Genomic DNA, 21,477 nt, shown 5'->3' with positions numbered 1-21,477 from the left:
TTTTTTATGCTCTACATGAGTGATTTCGGTAACCCATTTTACAGGAATTCCTAATACAGGAGTTACAATATATTGTATAATTTGTCCTGAAAACATTGGTCTATCGGCTCCAGAAAGAATCTTGAAACCCATGTATTCTGGGGTAATTTTTTGAAGATTTTTTGGGTCGGAAAGTAAATTCCAAGCTTGATCAATTGATATAGGTAAATTTTGTTTTGTGTGTAAACGGTAAATTTTCATTATTAATATTTTTGTAAAGATATAAAATGTTTAATAATTTAGAATAAAAGTTAAACAGATAATGATTTGATTTAAGTTTATATTAACATTTGATAGCAATACAATTTGTAATTTTGACAATCTAAAAATTAGAATTATGAAAAAAATATTTATTGTGTTAGCGATGATGGTTGCTAATTTTGTTATTCAGGCTCAGGTTAAAACACCTCAAGCTAGTCCTAAATCGACTGTAGAACAAGTTGTTGGTTTAACTACTGTAGATTTAGAATATTCTCGTCCAAGTGCCAAAGGAAGAATTATTTTTGGTGATTTAGTTCCTTTTGGAAAAATTTGGAGAACTGGAGCCAATTCAAATACACTAATTTCTTTTAGTGACGATGTTACTATAGATGGTAAGACATTGGCAAAAGGAAAATATTCTTTGTACACGTTACCAAAAGCTGACAATTGGGAAATTATTTTCTACAAAACTACTGATAATTGGGGTAATCCAGAAGAGTGGAAAGAGGAAAATGTAGTTTTGAGAGCGAACGCAAAACCAATTATGACTAATAGAAATGTTGAAACTTTTACTTTAGCGATTAATAATGTTAATAATGATTCGGCCGATTTGGAAATTGCTTGGGAGAAAACAGTTGTAGCATTAAAGTTTGATGTTCCTACACAAAAAACGGCTATTGCTAGCATTACTAAAGCTTTGGCTGGTCCATCTGCTGGAGATTATTTTTCGTCTGGGCAGTATTTTTTTCAATCTAATGCAGATATGAATAAAGCTTTAGAATATGTAAACAAAGCAATTGCCATGACTAAAACTGGTGAAGATGTTCCTTTTTGGTATTTGCGTCAAAAATCTTTGATTCAAGTAAAATTGAATGATAAAAAAGGAGCAATTGAAACTGCAAAATTATCATTGACTGGTGCAGAAAAAGCTAAAAATAATGATTATGTTAAAATGAATACTGAGAGTATCGCTGAGTGGAGTAAAAAATAAGCATACTTTTTTTAATGTAAAAGCCCCAAAATCTATTGATTTTGGGGCTTTTATTTTTAACATTAAATTGTTATTTTTTGTCTTTGATTTAAAATTAGTTGCGCTACAAATGATAAAATAACTGTTAGCAATGCGCCAATAAAATTGAGCCACAAGAAACTTACAACATCTAGATAATAAATATAAAAAATCAATAATTGACTAGCTAAAGCACTGTAAAAAATTGCAGCAGCTTTTATATATTTTATATAGAATCCTACTAAGAAAATTCCCAAAACGGTTCCGTAAAATATCGATCCTACTATATTTACTAGCTGAATTAAATTTTCAAAAAGTGTTCCTACACAAGCAAATAAAATGGCAATTATTCCCCAAAGTAAAGTGAAATACTTAGTGGCATCTACAAAATGTTTATCGGATTTGGGTGTTTTTAAGTTTCGTCTATAAATATCAATTGCAGTTGTAGATGCTAATGCCGTTAGACCAGAAGCTGATGATGACATTGCTGCCGAAAGGATTACTGCAAGTAATAATCCAATTAATCCTTTGGGTAAATAGTTTAGAATAAAATATAAAAATACATAATCTTTATCGTTAGTTTCTGCTTTAGCATCGGCTTTTGTTATTAATTCTTTGGCTTGATCTCTCAAATCGCGTTCTTTTCCTGAAAGTGCTACTAATTTATTTCTTAAAATTGGATTGTCATAATTTTGATTCAAATGGTCTATGTACAATAAATTGTATTCTTTTTTTTCTTCATTTAAGTCTTTTAATTGTTTTTCCAATCCGTGATATTGTGTTGCGTAGGCCGATTTTTCTATCGTTTCTTTGTTTACAGGATTGAAATTTAGAGGCACATCATTAAACTGAAAAAAAACAAACACCAATACTCCGATTAATAGAATAAAAAACTGCATCGGAACTTTTAAAAATCCGTTCATTATCAATCCCATTTGACTTTCTTTATTGGATTTTCCTGATAAATAGCGTCCAACTTGCGACTGATCGGTTCCAAAATAGGCCAAACTCAAGAAAAATCCACCTGCAATTCCGGACCAAAAAGTATATCGAGTTTCTGGATTAAATGAGAAATCTATTACATTCATCTTTTCATTTGCACCAGCAATATGCAGCGCATTAGAAACCGTCATTTCATTGGGTAAAAGATGCAATATCAAGAAAAAAGTAATAAACATTCCGCTCATTATGACAAACATTTGCTGTTTTTGAGTAACATTTACTGCTTTAGTTCCTCCAGAATAGGTGTAAATTATTACAAGAATTCCGATGATGATATTTAGCATAGTTAAATTCCATCCCAACAATGTAGAGAGAATGATTGATGGAGCATAAATGGTAAGTCCTGTTCCCAAACCACGCTGAATCATAAATAAAATAGATGCTAAAGTTCTAGTTTTTAAATCAAAACGGTTTTCTAAATATTCATAAGCAGTAAATACTTTGAGTTTATGATATATAGGAATGAAAGTTACGCAAATAACTACCATTGCTATTGGTAAACCAAAATAAAATTGTACAAAACCCATTCCGTCTTGATAGGCTTGTCCTGGAGTAGACAAAAACGTTATGGCACTGGCTTGAGTTGCCATTACAGATAATCCAACTGTCCACCAATTGGTTTGTTTATTGCCCAGAATATAGTCTTCTACATTCTTACTGCCTTTGGTTTTATATACGCCATAAGTTACTATAAATAAAAGCGTTACCGATAATACTATCCAGTCTATTTGTTGCATAACTAAGAGAAAATTTGCATTAATATAAAAAAGATAATAATATAAACGGCGTTAATAACTAACAACCAAGTGTAACTATTTTTGAGTTTATTTTGTTTTTCCATTTTTCTTGTTTTTAGAAGCATAACTTTTATCTTTTTTAAATTATTTGTTCTGCTTTACCCGATATATTTATTTAAAATGGTATTTTATTCAGGATTAAAATACCTATTAATTTTTTATAAGAACTATTGCTCCAAGTTTACTTTTATCCTAACAGGTTAAAAAAAATGTTAGGGAATTAAATCTCATTATCTTCATCTATTTAATATGATTTTTTATCTAATCTATAAATGAAAATAGTGCAAAATATTAATAAGCTATCATATTTGCAAGTAGTCTAAAAGCACCAGCAACTCCTTCTGGAAGTTCTCTAAAAAAAGAAATTCCGGTGTAAATGTATTTTCCTTTTCCGTAATTGGCAACTAGTATTGCTCCATTTTTGGGAGTTTCGCCTTTGTCATTAGCAGAAATTATGGGTATAAAATTCTTATCCCATTCACTTGGATAGTACAATCCTTGTTCTTGTTTCCAACCTTCAAAATCTTTTGTTGATATTTTGTTAGGAACATTCAAAATAGGATTTTCTGGAGCTAGAAATCTAACTTCGGCATTTTCTTCGGTAACTCTATCTCTCGATATTTTCAATGAATATGGGGCAAAATCTTTGGTTACAAATTCGTCCATTGTATTGTATTGCACAATCATTGTTTTACCATTTTTTACTAAATCTAATAAAATATTTTGTTTTAATGCTAATCCATTTACAACATTGTAGGCTCTAATTCCGGTCATGATTACATCAAAATTTTGTAATTTTTCTGTCGAAATTTCTTCTGGTTTTATGATTGAAACTTCATACCCCATTTGCTTCAAGCTTTTAGGAACTTCATCACCTGCACCCATTATGTAAGCTATTTTTTCGTTATTGGTTTTGATGTTTAGTTTTATAGCCATAGATTCGGCTGGTTTTAGTACCATTTGTTTGTAAATATGTGGATAATTGATGTCAATTTTATCTTTATCATATTGAATTTCATCTACAGTAACAATACTTTTTATAACAATTTCTGAAGCATCTTTAGACGGTGAAACTGTAAAAACCGCCATTTGTTCTTCGTCTTTATTTTTTATTGAAAATGCAATTGAAGTAGGAGTAACCTTCCAATTATTTGGAACTTCAAGATGAACAGCACCGTTTATGTTTTCTTTTCCTGCTTTAATCTTTACGCTAACAATTTTATCTTTATTGTTTGGAAAAATATATACTTTTTCTTGAATTGATGATGTTACAATAGGAACAATATCTAGCGGTTGGTAAACTTCTCCTTTTACATCGTCATTATATTTATAAACTATATTTCGTTCAAACGGAATTGTTATGCCATTTATTTCAATTAGAAAAATTACAGTTGCTTCTCTAATTATGTCTGGTTTTCCAATATTTTTTTGATCCTCTACACGATACATTCCAACGGTTCCTTTTTCTTTTAAATAATAGGGTTGATTGTATTGAAATTCGTTAGGGATGTTTAATTCGACACTTACAATCTTAGAAATATTGTTAGTTAATTCAGTATCTTTTAGAATATTTTTATATACCGAAAATGATTCTATACCTTTCCAAATCATCTTTACTGAACTTCTATTAATTACTTCTAAATCAACCATAAATAGTTTATTTTTAGTAATTTCATTAGATTTAGTTGTCGCTTCAAGATACAATCCGGTGCAAGCTGAAATAATTTTTTTTATTTCTTCTAGTTTTATTTTTTTCCAATGTAAATCTTCTAATTTGTTGATTAAACTGTAAGCTTTTAACAATTCGGGAATACTAGTTGCTGGGTTTTTGTAATCAAAATTTATTTGAACATTTGATAAAATTTCTCCAATTTCTTTTCCGTTTTTTACTCGGTTCCAAGTGGTATCAATTCCTTCAAAAATATTGGTTTTATCTTGCAATGACTCGCCTTTTAAAAATTCTAAGTATTCTTCTTCTTCACCACGTGTTCCTGAGCTGCCAAAACCTTGTGACTGATGACGACTTCTGCTTAATGCTGCAATTTCTTGATTGGATTTTCCAAATTGTTCGTAATAAACACCAGTTTGTATTTTACTTAAATTGGTTTTATCGGCTGCATCAAATTTTTCTTTACTTCCATAAAACCACCATGAAGTATTAAAAAACAAGCGTTTGGGTTGCCAAGTTGAAGTTAGTTGTAATTGATCTGGATAAATTGAGGCGTCATTAACTTTATCAAAAGCTTCAACACTTAACATGGCCGACGAAGTATGATGGCCATGAGTTGTCCCTGGCGAACGATGATCAAATCTATTTATGATTACATCGGGTTTAAAGTTTCGTATTACCCAAATTACATCACTAAGAACTTGATTTTTATCCCAAATTTGTAAAGTTTCATCAGGATTTTTAGAGAATCCAAAATCGTTTGCTCTGGAAAAAAATTGTTCTCCACCATCAATTTTTCGTGCTTCTATTAGTTCTTGAGTTCTAATCACTCCAAGTAATTCTCTTAACTCTGGTCCAATTAAATTTTGACCTCCATCACCACGAGTTAATGATAAATAGCCAGTTCGAGCATTTTTTTCATTAGATAAATAGGAAATCAATTTGGTATTTTCGTCATCTGGATGTGCCGCAATGTAAAGTACAGAACCTAGAAAATTTAATTTTTCTATTTTATGATAAATCTCTACAGCATTTGGTTTAATGGGTTGTTGTGCATTTGTTATTTGAAAAATAAAAAGGAATACTAGAGTAATTTTGAAATGCTTCATTTTGAAAGTATTTTTTGCAATAGTTTCAAAAGTAGTAATTATATAATGGACTATAAATATTTTCTTAAAATTTGGAATTTCTTTAACAAAAAAAGAGTAAAAACAAATTTGCTTTTACTCTTTCGAACATAACCAATAAACTAATTTAATCTTTATGTTTTTTTCCTTTTCCGTGGTTTTTTTCTTTGTGACCTCCATGATCATCATTATCTATATATACTGTTTTTCTTGGCTGCACATATACTTTTTTATATTTTACTTTATGATTTTTGTGATAAACATAAGGAGAATTTCCTCTATAATCTGTGAGATAAACAACTCTTCCGCCTCTTAAATTATAATTACTATATCTTGCAGGCAATGATGCTGATCTTATCCAAACTCCGTTGTTAATGTATATAAACCGCTGTGCAGGAACATCATAGTAAGCATCAACATCTGGCAAATAATAGTATTGTGTTTCAACTCTATCTGCTGGAGCCCAAACTGGTGGAGTTCCAAAATTTACATTTACAGATACTTGCGCTTGAATATTTGCGATTGTTAAGAATAAAATTGTAACAATCAATAATTTTACTTTTTTCATATTTTCTTTTTTTTAAATTAAATAATGCTATTTAACTAGTTCTTTTAAAGGTTCAATTACTATACCAAAAAGGGTATTTTGTGAAATGATTAACTAAAAAAAAAAAGATAAATAGCACTATTTTTATTTTGTAACTATATGATTATTATTACAATATAAGAATTAAAAGTAATACAATAATAATAATTGCACCTACAGAAAGGTAAACGCCATTACCGGTTGCTTTTAATGAACTTTTTATTGCTTTAACCTCTTTACGAAGTACTTTTTTTTCTGATGAACTTAAGTCCGACTTGTCCATTGCTTTTATTTCTTCCAATCGGTTAAGCATTATTTTTACTTCTGCTGGAATTTCTTTTGGATTTGCTGAAACTGTTGTAGGTTCAATAGTTTTTGCAAAAGCATTTGTAGGAATTACGGTTAATGACAATGTTAATATCATTAAGAAAGAGGTCAATTTGTTAATTTTAGTTTTCATGATAAATTGGTTTTAAGTTAAAATTTTGATACTGTAAAATTGCTAAACATATCATTGAATAAATTATACATTTCTTATATTAATTTATATAATTCACATGTTTCAATTGGAAACTACTTGTTGTGCTTTCATTGCTGCTAACTTTCCTTTTCTATCGTTAGTATAATAAGGAAATTTTTTTCTGTTTTCAGATAAGTTTTCATAAGGAGTTTCACCTTTATAGTCTGCTATTTCAACTCTATAATTGTTGTAAATAGAATAACCTCTATATGCAGAAGGAATTTCTAATTCTTTAACCCAGTTACCCTCTTTTTTAAAAATATATTCTGATGTTTTTCTATCATAATAGGTATCAAGATTTGGGTAGAAATAATAGCGAAACATCACTGTTGTAGCATCTAATTTTAGTGTTTCTACTTCTGTATTTTTTTCTAAATTGGACTGTGCCATAATTGAACAAAAAGAGAGTAGTAACAGGATGCTAAATACTTGAATTGAATTTTTCATAACCTTTAATTTTAATACTATAAAGGTCTAAATAATAGCTTTTTAAAATGTTATTAAATTTTAGTTTTAATTTGTATAATTAGCACATTTAAATTTTTTTTTATTTATTTTGTTTAGCTTTTTCTGCTGCTTTTTTCTTTTTTTCTTCGGCTCTTTTTTTCTTATTAAAATAGCCTTTTAGCAGAAAGTTATGTTTTGCAGCTTCCATATTTTCATCCAATCCTTTTGAGCTATTTTTTAAATTTATTAAAGTTTTATCTAGATTATTAGCCATAGATTTGTCTTGAATAAGTCTACCTAATGTTCCTTCGCCATTATTGATTTTAACTAGAATTTCATTTATTTCTCCTGTTGCCAGTGCAGCATTTCCGGCAGTTGTTTCAAGACTTCTCATTATAACATCTGTTTCAATTGGTTCTACAGAAGCGATATTTTGTCCGTCTTTAACAAGTTTACTTTTTGGGTTTCCTTGAGATAATACTATCAATTTATCACCAATAATTCCTTCCGATCCAATTCCGGCTTTAGTATCTGTATGTAAAAATTTTTGGACTTCTTTTTTAATTACCAAATCTACTTTTACCATAGAATCATTAATAATTTCTACATTATCTACAGTTCCTACATTTATACCTGAAAAACGAATAGGACTTCCTACTTGAAGACCACTAACATTTTGAAATTTAGTTGACAATTTAAAGACAGGATTAAATAAATTTTTCTGTTTTCCAATAATAAAAATTGCCAATAAGAAAAGTGCAAATCCAGCAATTATAAATATTCCTAATCTAATTTTAAATCCTTCGGTTTTAGTTTCCATATTAATTTTGTTTTTTAGTTTGAAAAAAAGCGTTTATAAATTCATCTTTAGAATTTTCAAATTCTTTTAGAGTTCCTTCTTTATAAACGTCACCTTCTTTAAGCATTATAATTCTATCGGCAACGATTCGAACACATTCCATATCGTGGGTTATAATTATTGATGCGGTTTTATATTTTTTTTGAATGTCATTAATTAATTCGCTAATTTCTCTTGCTGTTACTGGATCTAAACCTGTTGTTGGCTCATCATAAAGCATTATTTCTGGATCTATAATTATGGTTCTAGCAAGGCTAATTCTTTTTCGCATTCCGCCAGACAGTTCTGATGGCATTTTGTTTAAGACATCTTTTAGTCCTACGTTTTCTAATGTTTCTTGAACCTTTTTATCTATTTCGGCATCAGATAAATCTTTTTTTATTCGTCGCAAAGGAAATTCTAAATTTTCTTTAACGGTCATAGAATCGTACAAAGCACCACTTTGAAAAAGAAATCCAATTTTTTTTCTAATTTCGTTTAGCTCGTTACTTTTAAGATTGTTAACTTCTTGTCCTAAAATTGTTATTGTACCGCTATCTGCTTTTAGCAATCGTGCTATACACTTTATTAAAACAGATTTTCCTGTTCCAGATTTTCCCAAAACAACTAGATTTTCTTGCTTGTTAAGGTGTAATGAAATGTCATTGAGAACTTTTAAATTTCCAAAGTTTTTTTGAAGATTTTTTATTTCAATTACCGTTTGTGGTGTAGTTTCTTTTTTCATTATAGTAATAAATCGGTTATTTGAACAGCAATTAAATCTACAAGAATTACTAAAAATGATGCCGTAACAACAGCTGTATTAGCAGCAATACCAACACTTTCTGTTCCACGACCAGCATTAAAACCTTTATAACATCCAACCAAACCAATAACAGATCCAAAGAAAAATGATTTAATTACTGCTGGAATGAAATCCATAAAATCTACTTTTCCAAAAGCTTGAGAAATAAATAAAACAAAATTTAAGTCGCCTTTAATGTTGGTTCCTATCCAACTTCCTAGTAAGCCCAAAGCATCTGCATAAATTGTGAGTAGCGGAATCATTAATGTTGCTGCCAAAACTCTAGGAACAATTAAATATTTAATAGGATTGGCAGACGAAACTTCTAAGGCATCAATTTGTTCTGTAACTCGCATAGAACCCAATTCTGCACCCATACTTGAACCAATTTTACCAGCACAAATTAAAGCAGTAATAACAGGTCCCATTTCTCTTATTAATGATATTGATACCATGTTGGGCAGCATATTTACTGCTCCAAATTTTATTAAAACAGGACGCGATTGAATGGTTAAAACAAGTCCGATAATTGTTCCTGTTACAGATATTAATGCGAATGATTTATTTCCTATTTGGTAACACTGTTTAAGAAATTCTTTAAATTCAAATTCTCTTGAGAAAGTGTTTTTGAATACTTTTACTAAAAACAAAAAAACATTGGAAATATCGGTCAAAAAAATAGAAATTTTAGAGGATTTTTCTATTGATTTATTTGATATTGCAATGGTTTTATGGGTAGTAAATTCTTTAATTTTTTTGATAGAAATAATTTTTTTCATAGGATGTAATTATTATTCTAATCATCAAATTAGAAATTTTTTTTCAAAGGTTAGAATAGTAGTAATGTTACTTTATCTTTAGTTTTTGTAAGGTGTCTTGTAAAAATGTAACTCCTTTTTCTTTAATAGCATCTGTATTTTGTGATAAGGAAACTATTTGGTTTTGAATTAAATTGGCCGCAATTTTCTTAATAGGATTTAAAGAACTTCCCACAATTAAATTATTGGTTAACAATCCAGTGCCAACACTAAATAGGGTTGAAAAAATTTTTCCTTTCAAATCGGGTGAATTAAAAGTTTCATTAAATTTTTCTTTAACCATATTAATAGGATTTAAGCTGTCAACAGTAAAATTAAAATGCTCTTTTAGCAAATTGGCTTCCGATTTTTTTACATTTTCAAGATCAGCAATTGCTTTGGCTAACGACCTATTATCTTTAATTACTTGCATCTTTTTTTTCTTTAAAAATTTGATTGATTAGATAATTGTTGAAAATGTCTTCTAGTTTATTTTTAAAGATTAAAAATAAAATAGTTACAAAAGCATAAAATCCAGCCATGGCAAAGAAACCATAATAGGTTTTACCTAAAATATCTCCTAAGTATAATGATAAACCTATAGTTATTAAAAAGAAAAATAAAGCAATAATACTGAACAGCACAACTCGAGTTGTTACAGATGCAAATACGTCTGTAGACTTATCTATTGCTCGCAACTTATAGAGTTCTAAATTGGTTTTACCAAATTGCTCTATTTTCTCGATTAGCATTTCAACTAATATTACTTTATCTTTCATTTTATTGAAGTTTATCGTTTAGTACTTTCAATTAAATCTGCTCCGTCTTCATACATCTTTAAGCCATTATTTTTAGCTTTATCAAGTTTAGATGTTAATTGATCGATAGCATCATTGTATTTGTTTTTTAAATCGTCTAAAGAATCTTTTCCTTTATTAGCGATTTTTTTTCTTGTATCAGAACCTTTTTCAGGTGCAAATAAAATTCCTAAAACTGCGCCGATAGCTGCTCCAGCCAATAATCCGACAACTACATTTCCTTGTTTCATGATAATAATTTTTAAAATTTTAATTGGGTTTCAATTTTAATATTGAAACCCAATTGTTGCTTTTTTAGTTTAGAATCTATATCCTAGTGTTAATTGAACTACTTGATTTTTATATCTTGGAGTTGTATCATTTCCGTCTTTGTCTGATTTGCTAATGTCCCAACCTGCACGACCAGAAATTACAAAATCTTCAAGGTTTACATCGGCACCAACCACAAATCCGAAGATGTTTTTCTTGTAGTTTTCATTATTAACTGCATCTTCTTGCGTTGTTGAAGTTGTACCATTAAACTCATTTTTTGTTTCTAACAAATAAGAAAACTGCGGACCAACTAAAAACGTTAATTGTTCAAGAGGTTTAATTTGTAATTGTAACGGAATGTCAATAAAATTTGTTGTTCTAGTAAATTCATAACCAAATCCTAGTGCAGATCCAGTTGCTTTAAACCCTTTTTGAGAATACATTACCTCAGGTTGAAATCCAATATATTTACCCAAAGGAATTGATAAAAAGGCACCAGCTGCAAATCCAGCTTTACCATCGGCAACGTATCCTTGATTTTCTTCATCATATACATTAGAGAAGTTGACACCTGCTTTCAATCCAATTTTTAAATCGCTTCTAGAATCTGACGATGTATCTACTTTTGTTTCTTGAGCAAATCCTATTGTTCCAATAAAAAGTGCTGCGATTAATGCTAATTTTTTAGATTGTGTTTTCATAATTTTTCTTTTTTAATTTAAATTTTACTTGCTTTAATTTGATGGTACAAAGTTGCACGATATGTAAAGTAGTTATGTTACAGAAAATCGTTGAAGTTTTATAGAATTCACACTTTTGACCAAAATGAGCCCTAAAAGGCACTAAAAACAATAAAATGAACAGTTATTGAAAGAAAATCAACATTTATTACTTAGTATCTATTTTAGATTTATAATTTTACAGTCATTAAATTTCAATAAATAATCTTCATTAGAGTTGGGTAATAAATTTAAAATTTAAAAAATGGATCACCATCATAAGCAAGAAAATCATAAAGGACATTCTCATAGCCATACTCCCAAAATTACTAGTCTAAACAAAGCCTTTATTATAGGTATCGTTTTAAACTTGGGTTATGTTGTTTTTCAAGTAATTATCGGAATTAATATCAATTCGTTATCATTACTTTCTGATGCGGGTCATAATTTTCTTGATGTAGCTGGATTAGCATTGGCTATGTTGGCATTTAAATTATCAAGTTCCAAGGCGTCAGAAAAATATACTTATGGCTATAAAAAATCCTCCATTTTAATTTCTTTGCTCAACTCAGTAATACTTTTAATTTCGATTGGTGCAATTGGATATGAAGCCATTTTTAGATTTCAAAATCCGCAACCAATACCAGGAAAAATTATAGCTATCGTTGCTACAGTTGGAATTTTAATAAACGGAATTTCGGCTTTTATGTTCTTTAAGGATAAAGAAAAAGATATTAATGTAAAATCTGCATTTTTGCATTTAGCTTCGGATGCACTAGTTTCATTAGGATTGGTTGTTGGTGGAATCCTCATTCATTATACTCATTTATATTGGATAGATCCATTATTGAGTTTAATTGTTTGTTTTGTAATTATTGCGAGTACTTGGAGCCTACTTAAAGACAGTTTGCGATTGTCACTAGACGGCGTTCCAGATACTGTAGATCTTAATGAAATAAAAATGCAAATATTAAAAATAGATGGTGTAAAAGATTTTCAACATCTTCACGTTTGGGCAATTAGTACTACTCAAAATGCAATGACAGGACATTTAGTAGTTTCTGCCAATCTTTCAAATATTGAAATTGAAAATATTAAAAATAAAATTAAACATGAATTAGAACATCTAAACATTCATCACTCAACGATTGAAACCAATTTTACAATTCCAGAAAATTGCTAGTTTAAATACCATTTTTTAAATAAAACATTAACTTTCTATCGTTTCATTGTTTTTTACAATTTCAATTTTTATCTCATTGTCAATTGTACTAGTTTCTGTAAAATTTTCAAAATCATACAACGGAAGTTTAATATTGTGCCATTGGTAGGTTTTTGGCAAATCATCACCTAGTAAATATCCCCAAGGTTCAAGTGATTCCATTCTATCAAAAATCACTTTTAGTATTGCAATGATTGGAATAGCAAGAAACATTCCAGAAATTCCGGCAATTGCACCTCCAATTATTATTCCTACAATAGAGGCAATGGCATTAATTTCTACTTTAGAACTTATCACTAAAGGAACTATTAAATTGTTGTCTATCAATTGAACTATTACATTCACAACAATAACACCAACTATTATAGAAAGATCGGCAGAACCAGTTAGTGATACAAGAATGGTTAATATGCCTGCAAATAATATCCCGATGTAAGGAATTAAATTTAAAAGTCCTGTAATTATTCCTAGCAGAATTGCATATTCAACACCAATTATCATTAATCCAATAGATGTTAAAACGGAAACAATAATCATTTCTAAAATCAATCCTACAATGTAACTTTTTACAGCAATTTTTATTTCGCCTACTATTTCAAAAAGTTTTGGATGGTCTTCTTTTTTAAACAATTTGGTCAAGAAAACAATAAAGTGAGTTCTATAAAGTAATATTAGAAATATATAAATAGGTATCAATATTAGGTTTAAAAGTGTATCGGAAAAGGAGGATAGTGTTACGCCCAAAAGTTCTTTTCCTTTTTGCATTGAGTCTGTTGTGGCTTCATTTATATAGGCTTTTTGCTCACGTGAACTTAAATGAAAAGTATCTCTAACAAAGTGCTGAATATTATTTAAATGTATCGATATATTTTTTTCAATTTTATCAAAATCACTAACGATATCACTCACCTGAAAGGATATATAAGCAAATATTCCAATAATTAAAGAAACAAAAATTGTAACGGCAAAAATTGCTGCAATAACATGCGGAAAACGTAATTTGGTTTTTAAAAAAGTAACAATTGGTCTAAGAATAATTGCGCACAGAAAGGCTAAAAGTATGGGAATTAAAATATTTTGTCCAATATAAAAAATGAATGTTATTGCTATAATTGATAACAAAACAAACGTTAATTTAGCATAAAAAGGTAGTTTTATAGTTTCCAAGATACAGTGTTGTTTTTTTAGTTTTATAAAAGCAAAGGTATCTGGAAGCTATGAAATAGAATTTACAAAATTTATATTATTTTTTATATAATTAAATGAAAAAAGCAGTCTATAAATGACCGCTTTTTGTTCTTTGATTAATGTAATTTAGCTGATGTTCAGCTACATAATTCCTAAATAATGTTAACAATGAATCGTAATATTTGTGAAGATTTTTCACATTTATTTCTGGATTTTTATCAATTGGAACTGTAATTGGCATCTCGTTTAAATACTTTGATAATTCGGGATAATTATCATGGATTACCATTGTAATCTTCAAGATTTTTGCGTTGATTTCTTCTTCGGTTTCCATTATATTTTAAAATTACTGTAGGTTTTAGATAATGACTTGTAAAATTACAATTTATTTGTTATCGATTGTGTTAAATAACTATATACTTTTTCTGTAGGAAGTCCAACCACATTTGTGTAAGAACCTTCAATTTTAGAAATTCCAATAAGTCCAATCCATTCCTGAATTCCGTAGGCTCCAGCTTTATCAAATGGTTTGTAATTATCTAAATAATAACGAATTGAATCGTCAGAAAGTGTATTGAAAGTTACTTTTGTAGTATCAAAAATTGTATCAATTGTATCTTTAGTTTTAAAACAAACGGAAGTAATTACTTCATGAGTTTCATTAGATAATGATTTTAATATTTGAAAAGCATCGTCATAATCTTTGGGTTTACCCAATGCTTTTCCATTCAACCAAACAATTGTATCGCTAGTTACAAGTAGTTCCTTTTCATTTAATTCTTCATCAAATGCTTGGGCTTTTAGCTTGGCTAAATAATTGGTTATTTCTTCGGCTTGTAATGTTTCTGGATAAATTTCTTCGATATCTTTTAATCTAATTTCAAAATCAAAATCAAATTCTTTAAAAAACTGTTGACGTCTGGGCGAACCTGAGGCCAAAATTATTTTATATTCTTTAAACATGGTATTTGATGTTAAAAGTTACAACTGCAATAGATAAAATTCCGAAGAAAATAATCCACTTTAATAACGTACTTATTTGATGAAAATCACTTTTTTCTTTAGCGTTCCAAAGTCGAACTAGACAAAGAATCAACGGTGCAATTACAAAAATCAACATGTAGATTGTACCATAATATAAATTGTTACTAAACAGATAATTATTTAGATAATAAAACAAATATAAAGTTGGTAAAAGTAATAATAAAAATGCCGCTTTTGATGTTTTAGCAACTCCAATTTTAACTGGTAACGTTCTCATTTCTTGCAAAGTATCACCTTTAATGTCTTCGCAATCTTTTACTATTTCACGAACTAGATTTACTATAAAAGCAAATTTTGCATAGTCCATTAAGATTGAAAAAGCTACTGCCATTTGTTGTTGATTTACTTCAAATGTGTTGGGATAAATATCGAATATTCCAATAATAATAACGCTAAATGCCAACAATGCAGCAACAAGAATATTTCCGATTAAGGCAATTTGTTTTAATGTACTTGCATAAAAATAGAGTAGTGTAGCAATCAATACAAATAGTATAGCAAAATTGGGATGCGAAACAGAATTGGCAAGAATAAAACCAAGAGCAACTCCGGTTATTGTCAAAGCGGCATAAATTGTATAGGCATTACTTTCTGAAATATATTTGCCAATAAACACTTCATTTGGTTTGTTTTCTTGGTCGGTTTCTTGATCAAAAATATCATTAATAACATAGCCACCAGCAGCAATTAAAACGGTTGATAAAACTAACAAAGCATATTGCCAGTAAAACATTGACAACGGAATTTTTATTTGTTCTAAATATCCAAATCTAAAAATTAACTGCATCAAGGCAAGTAAAAACAGGTTTTTGTATCGTATTAATTGTAAAAACTTCATTATTTATTATTGTAATTATTGTTGTATTTATTCTATAAAACTAAAACTTACACTAGTCTATCTTTTAAAAGTTCTCGATACATTTCATAAAAAAGCTAAACGCATTTTATGAAACACTCGAAGTGACGGTGTAGTAAAAATCAATTTCAAAAATCAATTTCAAAAATCAATTTCAAAAATCAATTTCAAAAATCAATTTCAAAAATCAATTTAAAAAGTCAAACCCGAAACCCGAAACTCGAAACCCGAAACTAATCATGTTTTCCGTCATAATAAAGGTGCCATTTTCCTTGCACTTTCATCACTTGTTCAATTACTTCACGAACGGCACCTTTTCCGCCATTTTTGTGTGAAATGTATTTAGATATCGCTTTAATTTCGGCAACTGCATCTTGCGGACACGTTGGCAAACCTACCAATTGCATCACATGATAATCTGGAATGTCATCACCCATATACAAGACGTTTTCTGGATTTATTGCATACAACTCGGTGTATTCTTTAAACGTTTCTACTTTGTTTGGACTTGCCAAATGAATATCGTGAATGCCTAAATTTCTCAATCTAATTCTAACGCCTTCATTGTTTCCGCCTGATATAATACAAACGTTATAACCGCTTTCTAGCGCCGCTTTCATTGCAAAACCATCACGAATATTCATGATGCGAAGCATATCGCCAGTTGCAGTAATGTGAACAGAACTATCGGTTAAAACGCCATCAACGTCAAATATAAAAGTGGTGATATGGTTTAATATTTCTTTATAACTTCTTGTCATTATCAATAATTGATTTTGTTAATATTTTATATATTTCTTTCTGATTTTGATCGGTAAGAATTTCTAAATGTTTGTTTATTGTTTGCGAATCTTTGCGTTTTGCCGGACCAGTTTGTGCTTCATTTGGCGAAAGTAATTCAATTTTTTTGGACGTTTCTTGTATCAAAGGTTTTAAAATATCAAATGGTACGTTGTGTTCTAGACAAATATCATTTCCAATTTTGTACAAATGGTTTACAAAGTTACTTACAAAAACTGCTGCCACATGAAGTGATTTTCGTTGTTCAGAATTTACTTCAAATACCTTGTCAGAAATACTGTTGGCAACTTGTTTTATCAGTTTTAAATCGGCTTCATTTTGAGCTTCAAGGCACAACGGAATTTCTTTAAAATTGATTTCTTTATTTTTTGATAATGTTTGTAACGGATAAAAAACTGCTTTTCTGTTGGAATTGCTCAATTCCTCTATTGCAACACTTCCAGAAGTATGCGCTACTAATTTATTGTTGAATGGTAGTAAATGGGAAACGGAACTAATTGCATCATCGGAAACGGCAATTAAATACAAATTGGCTTCTTTAAAAAGAGAAGTTTCTGAAATAATTTTTTCGTTTGGAACCAAATGCAAAACCGATTCTTTACTACGTGAAAAGACCTGAACTAGCTCTAAATCAATAGATTTAGATACCGCTTTTATAAGATGCTGCGCTACATTTCCCGAGCCAATTATGGTTATTGAAATCATTTGGCTAAAATATTCATTTTTTTTGAAATAGAATTGGATTCTGTTTTTTAATCAACGGCTCTTAAAAATGACTTAAATACTCCTTAAAATAAATTAAAATTCACATATTTAATTTACTTTTGTGCTACTTTAAAAATTTTATTTCGCATCATGCAAAAAAAGATACTTTCGATTTTATTTTCTACTAGATTAATGGCTGTTTTATTTTTAGTTTTTGCCGCAGCAATGGGAGCAGGAACATTTATTGAAAGCTATTACAATACCGATACTGCAAGAATTTGGATTTACAACACGACTTGGTTCGAATTGATAATGGTGTTTTTTTTCATCAATTTTTTTGGAAACATCAAGCGTTATCAATTGTACAAAAAAGAAAAATGGGCAACTTTGATTTTGCATCTTTCTTGGATTTTTATAATTATTGGCGCCGGAATTACACGTTATGTGAGTTATGAAGGTATGATGCCAATTAGAGAAGGAGCAACGTCTAACCAAGTTTTTTCGGATAAAAGTTATTTAACTGTTTTTATAGATGGCGATTATAAAGGTGAATTGAGAAGAAGAGTTTTTGAAAAACCATTGCTACTTTCTGAAGGAACTTTTTGGCCATTTGCAACCAATAACTTTTCGATAGCATCCAAATTTGATACAACGCCATTTGAAATAAGTTATACCAACTTTGCAATGGATGTTAAAGAAACAATTAAAGCATCCGAAAAAGGAGAATTTTATTTAAAATTAGTAGAATCGGGTGAAGGAACAAGACACGAACATTATTTAAAACAAGGTGAAGTTCAAAACATTCATAACTTACTTTTTGCTTTAAACAAACCAACAAAAGGAGCAGTTAACATTACTACAGACGGAAAAACTACAACTGTAAACGCACCATTTGAAGGAAACTTTATGCGAATGATAGATAAATTTCAAGGCAAATTATTGAAAGATGCCGAACAACCATTAATGTTTAGATCGTTGTATAGTGTTGGTGGTGCACAATTTGTATTTCCAGATCAACCAATGAAAGGTGTAAAAGATTTAGTTTCTAGCGGAAATTATAAATCTAAAAAAGGTGATGATGCATTGACTGTAACTATTTCAAACGATGGAAAAAGTGAAGTTTTGACTTTAGTTGGCTCTAAAGGAAAAGCTGGAGAACCAAAGGTTGTTAAAATAGGAAAATTAGAATATACTTTATTCTTTGGAAGTAAAGTGTACGATTTACCATTTAACATAAAACTGAATGATTTTATTGCCAAAAAATATCCAGGAACAGAAAAAAGTTATTCTTCTTATGAAAGTAAAGTAACGGTTGATGATAAAGGAAAAAAGAGCAACGCAGATATTTACATGAATCATATTTTAGATTATGGAGGTTATAGATTTTTTCAGTCGTCGTTTGATCCAGATGAGAAAGGAACGGTTTTGTCTGTAAATCATGATTATTGGGGAACAATGATTACTTATATTGGTTACTTCTTATTATTTTTTGCTATGATGGCTATTTTATTTACCAAACATTCACGTTTTGCCGATATTAAAAGAAAGCTTGAGGTGATCAAGACTAAAAAATCGCAATTAATTACAGTGCTTATCTTGTTGTTGTCTTTTTCGGGTTTTTCACAAAATCATGAAATGCATACGCAAAAACTGAATTTTATAGATTCTATCTTAAAGTATAAAATTCCTGAGCAGCAAGCAGAAAAATTTGGTCGACTAATTATTCAAGACAATGATGGAAGAATGTATCCGATAAATACTTTTTCTTCAGAATTGTTGCGAAAAGTTAGTAAAAGCGATACATATAAAGATATGAATTCTGATCAAGTATTTGTTTCAATGACACAATTTCCTACGGCATGGATGGAAGTTCCCATCATTTATATTAAAGTAGGAAACGATAGTATTAGAAAAATTGTTGGATTAGGAAAAGAAGAAAAGTATGCCACTTTTAGAAGTTTTTTTGATAAAAAATTCAACTATAAATTGTCTTCTTATCTAGAAGAGGCATACAAAACAACCAATCCTGACCAATTTCAAAAAGACTTTATAGAAGCTGATAAAAAGATAAATCTTATGAGTTCGGCATTATTTGGTGGAATCCTGAAAATTTTTCCTGTACCAAATGATAAAAATAATAAATGGGTTTCTTACTTAGAGTTAAATCAACCTACAGGAACAGATTTAGATAAAATTAAAGATGCCTTGCCCTATTATTTTGATGCATTAACTAAGGCAAATAAATCGGGTAATTTTACTTTGTCAAATACTATGTTGTCTGGTATTGAAGATTTTCAGAAGAAATACGGAAGTAAAGTTAGACCAAGCGATGATCAAATTTCGTCGGAAATTGCACTTAATAAATATGATGTTTTTAGAAATTTATTTTGGTTGTATATGTTGGCAGGAAGTTTAATGCTAATTATGACCATTGTATCAATCTTTTTCAATACAAAACCTATTAGAATTGTAATCAATTGTTTCCATATCTTCATCGGATTTTTATTTGCATTACACACACTTGGATTAATTGCACGTTGGTATGTTTCGGGACATGCACCATGGAGTAATGCCTACGAAAGTATGATTTATGTAGCATGGGCAACTATGTTTTTTACTTTAGCGTTTGATAGAAAATCTAAATTAACGGTTGCTTCAGGAACTTTTGTAGCATCAATGATTTTGATGGTTGCTCATTTAAGTTGGTTGGATCCAGCGATTGCCAATTTGCAACCTGTTCTTAATTCGTATTGGTTAATGATTCACGTTGCCGTTATCGTTGCAAGTTATGGTCCATTTACATTAGGAATGGTTTTAGGAATAGTTTCTCTAATCTTGATGTTGTTTACCAATAAAAAGAACAAAGAAGTAATGAGTTTACATCTAAAAGAGATTACTTATATAAATGAAATGGCGTTAACAATTGGATTAGTTATGTTAACCATTGGAAACTTTCTTGGCGGACAATGGGCAAACGAAAGTTGGGGTCGATATTGGGGTTGGGATCCAAAAGAGACTTGGGCACTAATTAGTATTATGGTCTATGCTTTTGTAATTCATGCTCGTTTTGTTCCTTCGTTAAGAGGATTGTTTTCGTTCAACTTTATGAGTGTTTTGGCTTTTGCATCTATCTTAATGACTTATTTTGGAGTAAATTTTCACTTAGCAGGAATGCACTCTTATGCAAGTGGAGAAAAACAAAACGTAGAAATCTATATGTACATATTGATAGTTTTCTTGGTGTTTTCTGCAGTAGTTTATAGTAGATACAGAAAAGTTTTTAAGAGTTAATCTTGTTTTAAAAAAACTTCAGTTTATTCAATAAAAAAAGGTTCAGCAATTATTGCCGAACCTTTTTTAGTTTAATTAGGGTTTAAAACTTATACTTTTCCTAAAGTATATAATTGTTCCATTGTAGGAGATTTACTTCCTCCTGCAGGTTCTAAAGTAATTCCAAATGCTTCTGCACCAGTTGTGCCACTTACAGCAAATAATTTTTCGTTGTTTCCTTTAAAGTCTTCCAATAAACCAATGCTTGTAGGCGTTAGTGTTGGGCTTAATTTTAAAGACCAAATTTGATATACTTTTCCTGCTGGTGGTTCTGGTAATCCAGATGCATCTACATAAACAGTTGCTGTTTCTTTGTTCCAATAAATCTTTGCAGATGATGTTGGCGCAACAGCTTGTCCTGCTAGCGTAACAACTGTATTTTTAGTATCTCTAACAACATTTAAAGCAGTAGCTGTTTGCTTGTTTTTAGATTCTAAATTTACTACTGATTTTTCTAAATTTGTTTTTTCTAACTCAATAGAATTAATTGTAGATTTGGTATCATTTAATTTATTGTATTGATAGCCAACGCCAATTAATAGTGCAATTGAAGCTGCCCAACTCAAATATTGTGAGGTATTTGATTTAGATTTCATGTCAATTACTTTTCCATGTTTCAATTGCACTATTAATTGGCGTTGGCTATCAATACAATAAATTAAATGATACCAAATCTACAATTAATTCTATTGAGTTAGAAAAAAC

The 21,477-nt window shown here is 29.6% G+C and carries 22 protein-coding genes and 1 pseudogene; 3 read left to right on the top strand and 20 right to left on the bottom strand.

The window, feature by feature from the left end:
* Positions 1-240, bottom strand: a pseudogene (locus tag ACH2CG_RS15685) (cell division inhibitor); the annotation flags it as partial.
* A gap of 136 nt (positions 241-376) precedes the next feature.
* Between ACH2CG_RS15685 and ACH2CG_RS15680 the strand changes: the two are divergent.
* Complete coding sequence (locus tag ACH2CG_RS15680; RefSeq protein WP_395066891.1) at positions 377-1,231, top strand: DUF2911 domain-containing protein; 855 nt, start codon at positions 377-379, stop codon at positions 1,229-1,231.
* Positions 1,232-1,293: 62 nt separating this feature from the next.
* Here the strand turns inward: ACH2CG_RS15680 and ACH2CG_RS15675 are convergent, their stop codons facing one another.
* From ACH2CG_RS15675 to ACH2CG_RS15620, 12 genes are all read right to left on the bottom strand, one after another.
* On the bottom strand, positions 1,294-2,988 hold the full coding sequence (locus ACH2CG_RS15675) for a sodium:solute symporter (protein WP_395066889.1): 1,695 nt from the start codon (positions 2,986-2,988) through the stop codon (positions 1,294-1,296).
* A gap of 351 nt (positions 2,989-3,339) precedes the next feature.
* Positions 3,340-5,826, bottom strand: coding sequence for a PIG-L family deacetylase (locus ACH2CG_RS15670; protein ID WP_395066887.1), 2,487 nt, complete (start codon positions 5,824-5,826; stop codon positions 3,340-3,342).
* A 145-nt stretch (positions 5,827-5,971) separates the two neighbouring features.
* Complete coding sequence (locus ACH2CG_RS15665) at positions 5,972-6,412, bottom strand: hypothetical protein (protein ID WP_395066885.1); 441 nt, start codon at positions 6,410-6,412, stop codon at positions 5,972-5,974.
* A 148-nt stretch (positions 6,413-6,560) separates the two neighbouring features.
* Positions 6,561-6,890, bottom strand: a complete 330-nt coding sequence (locus ACH2CG_RS15660) for a hypothetical protein (protein WP_395066883.1) — start codon at positions 6,888-6,890, stop codon at positions 6,561-6,563.
* Between the two features lie 102 nt (positions 6,891-6,992).
* A complete protein-coding gene (locus ACH2CG_RS15655; RefSeq protein ID WP_395066881.1) occupies positions 6,993-7,397 on the bottom strand; it encodes a hypothetical protein in 405 nt (134 codons plus the stop codon).
* A 100-nt stretch (positions 7,398-7,497) separates the two neighbouring features.
* Positions 7,498-8,217, bottom strand: a complete 720-nt coding sequence (locus ACH2CG_RS15650; RefSeq protein ID WP_395066879.1) for an MlaD family protein — start codon at positions 8,215-8,217, stop codon at positions 7,498-7,500.
* A 1-nt stretch (position 8,218) separates the two neighbouring features.
* Complete coding sequence (locus ACH2CG_RS15645) at positions 8,219-8,980, bottom strand: ABC transporter ATP-binding protein (protein ID WP_395066877.1); 762 nt, start codon at positions 8,978-8,980, stop codon at positions 8,219-8,221.
* On the bottom strand, positions 8,980-9,819 hold the full coding sequence (locus ACH2CG_RS15640; RefSeq protein ID WP_395066875.1) for an MlaE family ABC transporter permease: 840 nt from the start codon (positions 9,817-9,819) through the stop codon (positions 8,980-8,982). Before ACH2CG_RS15640 ends, ACH2CG_RS15645 begins: the two co-directional genes overlap by 1 nt.
* A 67-nt stretch (positions 9,820-9,886) precedes the next feature.
* Positions 9,887-10,270 carry a hypothetical protein gene (locus ACH2CG_RS15635; RefSeq protein WP_395066873.1) on the bottom strand — a complete coding sequence of 128 codons (384 nt, stop codon included), beginning with the start codon at positions 10,268-10,270 and terminating at the stop codon, positions 9,887-9,889.
* Positions 10,257-10,616 carry a hypothetical protein gene (locus tag ACH2CG_RS15630; protein ID WP_395066871.1) on the bottom strand — a complete coding sequence of 120 codons (360 nt, stop codon included), beginning with the start codon at positions 10,614-10,616 and terminating at the stop codon, positions 10,257-10,259. The genes ACH2CG_RS15635 and ACH2CG_RS15630 overlap by 14 nt, the downstream gene beginning before the upstream one ends.
* Positions 10,617-10,627: 11 nt before the next feature.
* A complete protein-coding gene (locus ACH2CG_RS15625; RefSeq protein WP_395066869.1) occupies positions 10,628-10,885 on the bottom strand; it encodes a YtxH domain-containing protein in 258 nt (85 codons plus the stop codon).
* Positions 10,886-10,954: 69 nt separating this feature from the next.
* Positions 10,955-11,608 carry a porin family protein gene (locus ACH2CG_RS15620; protein ID WP_395066867.1) on the bottom strand — a complete coding sequence of 218 codons (654 nt, stop codon included), beginning with the start codon at positions 11,606-11,608 and terminating at the stop codon, positions 10,955-10,957.
* A 283-nt stretch (positions 11,609-11,891) separates the two neighbouring features.
* Here ACH2CG_RS15620 and ACH2CG_RS15615 point away from each other — a divergent pair, with 283 nt between their 5' ends.
* Entirely contained in the window at positions 11,892-12,809 is a 918-nt protein-coding gene (locus ACH2CG_RS15615; protein ID WP_395066865.1) for a cation diffusion facilitator family transporter, read from the top strand.
* 27 nt (positions 12,810-12,836) lie between these two features.
* Here the strand turns inward: ACH2CG_RS15615 and ACH2CG_RS15610 are convergent, their stop codons facing one another.
* The 6 genes from ACH2CG_RS15610 to ACH2CG_RS15585 all read right to left on the bottom strand — a co-directional run bounded on the left by ACH2CG_RS15610 (position 12,837) and on the right by ACH2CG_RS15585 (position 17,442).
* Complete coding sequence (locus tag ACH2CG_RS15610; protein ID WP_395066863.1) at positions 12,837-14,015, bottom strand: AI-2E family transporter; 1,179 nt, start codon at positions 14,013-14,015, stop codon at positions 12,837-12,839.
* Between the two features lie 109 nt (positions 14,016-14,124).
* Positions 14,125-14,370, bottom strand: a complete 246-nt coding sequence (locus ACH2CG_RS15605; protein WP_395066861.1) for a hypothetical protein — start codon at positions 14,368-14,370, stop codon at positions 14,125-14,127.
* Between the two features lie 44 nt (positions 14,371-14,414).
* Positions 14,415-14,999, bottom strand: a complete 585-nt coding sequence (locus tag ACH2CG_RS15600) for a Maf family nucleotide pyrophosphatase (RefSeq protein ID WP_395066859.1) — start codon at positions 14,997-14,999, stop codon at positions 14,415-14,417.
* Positions 14,992-15,918 carry a geranylgeranylglycerol-phosphate geranylgeranyltransferase gene (locus ACH2CG_RS15595; RefSeq protein ID WP_395066857.1) on the bottom strand — a complete coding sequence of 309 codons (927 nt, stop codon included), beginning with the start codon at positions 15,916-15,918 and terminating at the stop codon, positions 14,992-14,994. Before ACH2CG_RS15595 ends, ACH2CG_RS15600 begins: the two co-directional genes overlap by 8 nt.
* A gap of 251 nt (positions 15,919-16,169) precedes the next feature.
* Positions 16,170-16,697, bottom strand: a complete 528-nt coding sequence (locus ACH2CG_RS15590; protein ID WP_395066855.1) for a KdsC family phosphatase — start codon at positions 16,695-16,697, stop codon at positions 16,170-16,172.
* Positions 16,681-17,442, bottom strand: coding sequence for a Rossmann-like and DUF2520 domain-containing protein (locus tag ACH2CG_RS15585; protein ID WP_395066853.1), 762 nt, complete (start codon positions 17,440-17,442; stop codon positions 16,681-16,683). Before ACH2CG_RS15585 ends, ACH2CG_RS15590 begins: the two co-directional genes overlap by 17 nt.
* 150 nt (positions 17,443-17,592) lie before the next feature.
* On the opposite strand from ACH2CG_RS15585, the gene ccsA reads away from it, so the two are divergent.
* The gene (ccsA, locus tag ACH2CG_RS15580; protein WP_395066851.1) at positions 17,593-20,733 is read left to right on the top strand and encodes a cytochrome c biogenesis protein CcsA; all 3,141 of its coding nucleotides are present in this window, start codon (positions 17,593-17,595) and stop codon (positions 20,731-20,733) included.
* A gap of 89 nt (positions 20,734-20,822) precedes the next feature.
* Here ccsA and ACH2CG_RS15575 read toward each other — a convergent pair whose 3' ends face one another.
* A complete protein-coding gene (locus ACH2CG_RS15575; RefSeq protein ID WP_395066849.1) occupies positions 20,823-21,368 on the bottom strand; it encodes an anti-sigma factor domain-containing protein in 546 nt (181 codons plus the stop codon).
* Positions 21,369-21,477 lie beyond the last annotated feature (109 nt).

It is taken from the genome of Flavobacterium sp. (genome assembly GCF_043778725.1).
Lineage (GTDB): Bacteria > Bacteroidota > Bacteroidia > Flavobacteriales > Flavobacteriaceae > Flavobacterium.
This window is presented reverse-complemented; position numbering and strand designations above follow the sequence as displayed.